Source organism: Candidatus Omnitrophota bacterium, from assembly GCA_013791745.1.
Lineage (GTDB): Bacteria > CG03 > CG03 > CG03 > CG03 > CG03.
On record VMTH01000083.1, the window covers coordinates 1 to 4,286 of the forward strand.

The following is a 4,286-nucleotide window of genomic DNA, read 5'->3' on the forward strand; positions in this document are numbered from 1 at the left end:
GATTTAATACCAACAACTCTGCTTTCTATCATATCCGCGCGCCCTATTTTATACGCCGCTCCGAGCGCGTTAAGTTTCGCGACAAGTTCAACGGGCGCGAGCGTCCGGCCGGAAAGCGCGACTGGGCAGCCTTCGCGGAAAGACACCGTTATTTCACTTTCTTTTTTACGCAGTTTCCCGCCAGTCCACTGCCATGCGTCGGAAGGCGGCGGGGTTGACGGGTCTTCAAGACGGCCGCATTCTATCGCCACGCCCCAGATGTTCTCGTCAAGAGAATATTTTTTGCTCCCGGAAGAGATTGGAATTTTATTTTTTTTCGCATAATCGACTTCTTCTTCACGCGTGCGGAATTCCCAGAAACGCAAAGGGGCCAGCACCTCAACGCCTTTTAGAAGAGAATAAAGCCCCGTTTCAAAACGCACCTGATCATTGCCCTTGCCCGTACAGCCGTGCGCGACTATTTTTATGCCGTATTTTTTTGCCACGGCGGCGAGTCGTTTGGCTATGAGCGGACGGCCTATGGCAGTCGACATAAAATATTCCCCGTCATACACCGCGTCCGCTTTAAGCGACGGAAAAACATAGTCCTGCATGAATTCGTTCCGCAGATCCTCAACAATAACTTTTTTCGCGCCGGTGGAAAGCCCCTTGCGTATTATTTTGTTCTTTTCCGCAGCGCTCATTCCCGAAAGGTCCGCACAGTACGCGTAAATCTCGGCATTATATTTTTTCTTAAGCCAGTGCAGCATGCAGGAAGTGTCCAGCCCGCCGGAATAAGCAATCAAAATCTTTTTCACATTATCCTCCAAAACAATTCATTTACGTATCAATTAACCAATTATTCCAAAATTACCGCCCATAATTGTAGCTCATTTTCGCCAAAATGTATATAGCGCTACCGACTACACTTGCGGAGGATTGTAAATACAAGGGGTGGAAACTGGTAAATTACGGCAATATTGTGTAGAATGATGTGGTGTTGTAAGTGTCGGGGAATCTAAAAGGAGGACTTTATGGCTCACACAGAAGTTATTACAGTAGAAGGGCTTAATGACAAAATAGAAGCGCTTTTAAAATTCTGCCTGGCAGCCACATGCGGCATTCTGTCCGCCGACGGCGGTTCCATTATGCTTGTTGATGCCGACGGTAAAAATCTCACCGTCACAGCGGCTGCGGGAAGCAACAAAAACGACGCCATAGGAAAAAAAGTCGCTATGGGCGAAAGAGTCAGCGGTAAAGCCGCAAAAACCATGGCCTCCGTGCTTGTCAAAGGAGCGATAGACATAAATTCCGATAAATATTTCAGCGGCATGAAAAAATACGAAAAAATCAATTCCGGCATGAGCATTCCCTTTGTCAAAAACGGCAAGGCTCTCGGAGTAATCAACATCAAAAGAACGGAGCAACCGCAAGCTCTAACGCAGGAAGACGTTGAAACTGTAGAAATCATCGCCCGGGAACTCGCCCTCACACTTTAATAATCGCCTCAGACTACGATACCTCTGGGGCGATTGATTACAGTTAATGTCCCCCGAGGACGGTGAAGCCGCGGCTTCTCAAATCTTCAGCGAGATCAACTTCCATCTTAACCGCTTCTTGATAAGTCATGGGGTTAAGGTGCTCATAAAGAGCCGGTATCAGCGCTATGCCGTATTTATGCACCCATGCGCTGGACTTGTAGCCGCTTTTGTGATTCTTGAAACGTTCTGAAACTTTCAACCCTGTCATACCCACATAAACGCAGGGTTTTTCAAAATCCCTTGCTTTGTTTAAATCAAACACTTTATCAAACTGCTTAACGCTGTTGTCCAGCCTCACAACATAAACGCTGTAATGTTTCCGTCCCGCAAACAGTGTTTTAAAAAATTTCATAATTCAGCGCGCGTAGCGGCTCTTGTAAACCGCAAGGTCTTCAATTTCCTCAAGTCCATATTCCTCAATTTCTTCGGGTGTGGCGCCCCCTTTTCGGTTGGCGGCTTCAACAAATATAGCGAGGATATCCTCCAAACCTTCCTCGTTAAAGCCGTAAAGCTCACTCTCGTTTTTCAGCGTCGTATAACGTATGGAATAGTCCAGGAAATCCATAAGGCCGAATATCTGCGATATAAGCTTCAATTTTGCTCTTGAAAGTTTTTTATTTTTGCGGACATATTCATACTCTTTTTTAATATCCGGGCGGCTGGCGAAAGCTGTTTTTTCAGCGGTCAGGCGGAACTGACGTTTTTTCTGAAGGGCGTGGGCTTTTTTCTTTTCCTCAGCCAGAGTGTATTCGGCGACGCTTATGGGGACGCCGCATTTTAATGTTTCTATAATATGTTTTTTGTCGGATTTGCTGTATCCGCCCATGGCTTCAACGCGCGTGATTCTCTCCTGAAGAGTCCGTTCCTTAATATACAGATAAGCCCCTGCCGCAGCCGCAAGGATAAAAAGCAGCAGGAAAAAGCCCCGCATATCCCCGCGTCTCACAGCGACTTTGAATTTTCTTTTAATCCTCATTATTATCCAAACTCCCGGCACCTGTTTCATTATACCCGAGTTTAATGACAATACGCAACCCGCCACAGGCGGACTTTCAGCAACTCTGAAAAAATTTTGAAATAAAATTGAAATTTTTACGCGCCTGCAGGGATTCGAACCCCGGGCCCTCTGCTTAGAAGGCAGATGCTCTATCCGACTGAGCTACAGGCGCAATAAAGTGCAATATTATTTATTTTTGACGAACAATGCAATAAGCCGCTTACCGAAAAGCTGCGGCGGGCTTTCCGATTTGGCGACATCGGCAAGAATTTCCTTTATCTTTTCCATCTGTTTGTAACCTTCTGTTTTAAAAGCGTTTTCCCTGCCCCTGAAAAAAATAGTGACCTTAACTTTATCTCCCATCGACAGGAATTTTTTAGCTTTGCCGACTTTCACCTCTATATCGTGATCGTCGGTGTGCGGCCGGAAACGGATTTCCTTGAGAGTGGAAACATGTTTAGGGCCTTTGTTTTTTTTCGCCTTCATATACCTGTATTTGGAATAGTCAACGATTCTGCACACAGGCACTTCCCTTTCGGACACCTGCATCAGATCCAGCCCTTTCACCCTCGACATATTCAGCGCCTTGAATGTCTCTATCACGCCGACATTCTTCCCCGTCTCATCAATAAGCTGCACTTTTGCAGCCGTGATCCGCTCATTTACCCGCGGACCTTTTGTGAATTTTTCCACCTTGTGATTACCTCCTTCTATTCAAACGCTTCGCGTTTTTTTCCAGAAGATTTTCAGCCAGAGTAAAATCTTCTTTCTCCGTTACTTTCATATTACAGCGGCCTACGCTGATAATTTTTACCGGCATACCGAGCTTTTCCATAACGGCGGCTTCATCGGTAAAGACTTGTTTTCCGGCGAGAAGTTTTTTGATTTTCTCCAAATGTCCGGTCTTAAAAGCCTGCGGTGTTGCCGCCTGGAAAAGCTTTGTCCTGTCGAGGGTGCTCTTCACAAAACCCCCGTTCACTTCCTTCACTGTATCGGTTATCTGTTCCGCCGCAATGGCGGCGCCGTAAGCGCCGGCGGCGCTTAAAACCGATTTTACAACGGCATCCGTTATAAAAGGCCGGGCGCTATCGTGCGCAAGAATAGTGTTAAAATTTTTTCCGAGACGGGAAATGCCCTTCAAAAGCGAATCCTGTCTCCTTTTTCCACCCGTGGTAATTTTCAGTTTTGAGTTTTTGACTTTTATTTTTCCCGCGAATCCGCGCGGAACAACAAGTATCACCTCATCAATGAGCGGCGAATTAAGAAGAACATCAAGGCTGTGGCGGTAAAGCTCTTTCCCCGCTATTTTCACAAACTGTTTAGGGCGCGAAAAACCCGTCCGCGAGCCTTTCCCCGATGCCAGAAGCACAGCGCAGGAAGGCCTGAAATCAGTCCCTGTCATTATCAAGTCTGGCAAATATCATTCTCCCGGCATCAGTCTGCAGAAAACTCACGACAATAATTTTTTTCTTCTGTCCGATGAAGCGCCTCGCGTTATCAACAACAATCATGGTGCCGTCGTCAAGATAGCCCACGGCCTGACGACTTTCCTTGCCTTCCTTGAGAAGAAATATGTCCAGCGCCTCACCCGGCAGCACAACCGGTTTAAGCGATTTCGCGAGCATATTCACATTCAAAACCCCTATGCCCCTAATTAGCGCCACCTGCGCGAGATTGGTGTCGGAAGTCATGAGCTTTGCTCTGAGATCAGCGCTGCATTTAAGCAGTTTCTCGTCGGTAGTATGCATTTCGGCGAAATCTTTTTCATA

General features: G+C 46.6%; 6 protein-coding genes and 1 tRNA gene. 1 reads left to right on the forward strand and 6 read right to left on the reverse strand.

Going from position 1 to position 4,286, the window contains the following annotated elements:
* Positions 1 to 797: argininosuccinate synthase (argG, locus tag FP827_03750; protein ID MBA3052189.1), on the reverse strand; the 797-nt coding region annotated here is incomplete at its 3' end.
* A gap of 216 nt (positions 798 to 1,013) precedes the next feature.
* Between argG and FP827_03755 the strand changes: the two genes are divergently transcribed.
* Positions 1,014 to 1,478: a GAF domain-containing protein gene (locus FP827_03755; GenBank protein MBA3052190.1), complete on the forward strand. Its 465-nt coding sequence runs from the start codon at positions 1,014 to 1,016 to the stop codon at positions 1,476 to 1,478.
* 43 nt (positions 1,479 to 1,521) lie between these two features.
* Here the strand turns inward: FP827_03755 and FP827_03760 are convergent, their stop codons facing one another.
* The 5 genes from FP827_03760 to ispD form a co-directional block, all read right to left on the reverse strand.
* Positions 1,522 to 1,872, reverse strand: coding sequence for a hypothetical protein (locus FP827_03760; protein ID MBA3052191.1), 351 nt, complete (start codon positions 1,870 to 1,872; stop codon positions 1,522 to 1,524).
* A 3-nt stretch (positions 1,873 to 1,875) separates the two neighbouring features.
* Positions 1,876 to 2,496, reverse strand: a complete 621-nt coding sequence (locus FP827_03765; GenBank protein ID MBA3052192.1) for a hypothetical protein — start codon at positions 2,494 to 2,496, stop codon at positions 1,876 to 1,878.
* A 119-nt stretch (positions 2,497 to 2,615) separates the two neighbouring features.
* Positions 2,616 to 2,689 (reverse strand) — tRNA-Arg (locus FP827_03770).
* A gap of 14 nt (positions 2,690 to 2,703) precedes the next feature.
* Positions 2,704 to 3,231, reverse strand: a complete 528-nt coding sequence (gene infC, locus FP827_03775) for a translation initiation factor IF-3 (protein MBA3052193.1) — start codon at positions 3,229 to 3,231, stop codon at positions 2,704 to 2,706.
* Complete coding sequence (ispD, locus tag FP827_03780) at positions 3,218 to 3,934, reverse strand: 2-C-methyl-D-erythritol 4-phosphate cytidylyltransferase (protein MBA3052194.1); 717 nt, start codon at positions 3,932 to 3,934, stop codon at positions 3,218 to 3,220. Before ispD ends, infC begins: the two co-directional genes overlap by 14 nt.
* Between the last annotated feature and the right edge of the window lie 352 nt (positions 3,935 to 4,286).

Excerpts from the sequence above, each read along its gene's own strand:
- FP827_03755 (MBA3052190.1), top strand. The coding sequence starts at position 1,014 with ATGGCTCACACAGAAGTTATTACAGTAGAAGGGCTTAATGACAAAATA.
- FP827_03760 (MBA3052191.1), bottom strand. The coding sequence starts at position 1,872 with ATGAAATTTTTTAAAACACTGTTTGCGGGACGGAAACATTACAGCGTT.
- FP827_03765 (MBA3052192.1), bottom strand. The coding sequence starts at position 2,496 with ATGAGGATTAAAAGAAAATTCAAAGTCGCTGTGAGACGCGGGGATATG.